The sequence below is a fragment of the Streptomyces adustus genome, assembly GCF_009377175.1.
Taxonomy (GTDB): Bacteria; Actinomycetota; Actinomycetes; order Streptomycetales; family Streptomycetaceae; genus Streptomyces; species Streptomyces adustus.
Window position 1 is genome coordinate 1 of record NZ_VJZD01000527.1, and the last position, 1,604, is coordinate 1,604.

A 1,604-nucleotide genomic window follows, 5' to 3' on the forward strand; every position below is an offset into this window, starting at 1 on the left:
GTGGGAGCAGCAGGCGCAGCAGCGCGGGCGGACAGGGGGCCGGGGCGAGTCGGGCGCAGCCCGGGGCGACGCCGTAGACGCCGTGGGCGGTGCGGGAACCCGGGCCCACCAGGTAGCCGCCGGCGCCGCGGATGTCGATGCCGGGGGCGAGGCGGCCGGCGGAGTTGGGGACGACGACGTGCGGCGGCCCGGTCAGCCAGAGGTGGCGGCCGCCGCTGGGGGTCAGGACGACGACGGTGGCGGGGATCGTGAACAGGTGGCGCCGGGCCAGCTCGCGCAGGGCCGCGGGGGCGTCCGTACCGGACTTGGTGTCCAGGTCGACGCCGATCAGATGATGCGGGGGCAGGCCGCAGGCGATGCCGTAGCCGGTCGTCCAGGGGGCGGCGGCGAACATCGCGCGGATGCGTGCCGGGTCGGTCGAGGCGTCGTACACGCCGTGGCCGAAGCGGCCGCACTCGCCGTGGCAGGGCGGGTCGGCCGGGTCGCGGCGGTGGGGGGAGCGCAGGGCCGGGAGCTTCGTCCGGGACAGGGGGAGGACGGCCAGGCCGCGTTCGGCGGCGGACAGGGCGTGTGCGAGGGCCAGCGTCGTGGCCTGCCGGTGGGTGGTGGCCATGCATCCATGTTCGTACTCATGTTCGAAAAATGGAAGAGGGGGAGGTCCGGCACGCCGAGGCGGGGCGGAATGGCTGGAAATGTGACGGAACGCTTCACCCCTTGTGCGGCTTGAGCGAATGATGCCTACATCGCCCTGAGCTGGGACGTTGAGTCCGTGAAAGTGGCGAAAGGGGTTTATCGACTTGTCCTCACGCTTGAGAGCGAATCGCACCTTCCGGGCTGGTTCGGCGGGGATCCGATGGGCAACTCTGGTCTCGCGACGTCGTGCATGCGCCGAGGCGGTCGGCCAACTGCCTGGTGGGAAGCCCTGTTTCACACATTCCCGGGCCTCGGTCCGGACGCGTAACCAGTTCTGGAGGAACAACATGGCAAGCATCCGTACCGCCCGTGTTCTCGCCGCTGTTTCCGCCCTTCCGCTCGCGGCCGTCCTGTTCACCGGCGTCGCGGCGGCCGACGACGGCTCCTTCGCGAACGACGGATCGAACGCGGGCGCCGCGAGCGTCACCGGCAGCGGGGTCGGTCACGACAACAGCGGCAACTCGTCCACCACGCAACAGCAGGCGGTCGGCGCCGGCGCTTCGAACGCCAGCAATACCGCCCAGGTCAGGGGATCCGCGTTCACCGCCCTCAATCAGGGCAACTCGAACGTCCTCGTCAACTTTGGGCCGCTGTGGCGGTGACCCTCGGCGGCGGGTGACCGGTGCGCCGACTCCGGCCTCCCGCCCCTCGGGCTCCCTTGCGGGGTGCGTTCCATGGGGTGCGACACGACCGTGCGGCGGTGCTTCGGCGCCGCCGCACGGCCGTTCCCGGCACTCCCGGTGCCGACGCCTTGACACCCAACCTGATCTGACGGACAGTCAGAAATCTTCCCGGGGGTCGGGGCGACAGGCCGCGGCACGGATCGGTGAGGGCCGGCGAGGGGCGGTGGTGAGCGGTGAGCGACGAGTTGGACCTGCGGCTGAAGGCGTACGAGGGGCGGGCCGCCGTGG

The 1,604-nt window shown here is 71.5% G+C and carries 2 protein-coding genes; one reads left to right on the plus strand and one right to left on the minus strand.

The window, feature by feature from the left end:
• Positions 1-613, minus strand: a 613-nt coding sequence (locus FNH09_RS46310) for a bifunctional DNA primase/polymerase (RefSeq protein WP_152895864.1), incomplete at its 3' end; no start/stop codon positions are given.
• Positions 614-980: 367 nt separating this feature from the next.
• Here FNH09_RS46310 and FNH09_RS46315 point away from each other — a divergent pair.
• On the plus strand, positions 981-1,295 hold the full coding sequence (locus tag FNH09_RS46315; RefSeq protein ID WP_152895865.1) for a hypothetical protein: 315 nt from the start codon (positions 981-983) through the stop codon (positions 1,293-1,295).
• Positions 1,296-1,604 lie beyond the last annotated feature (309 nt).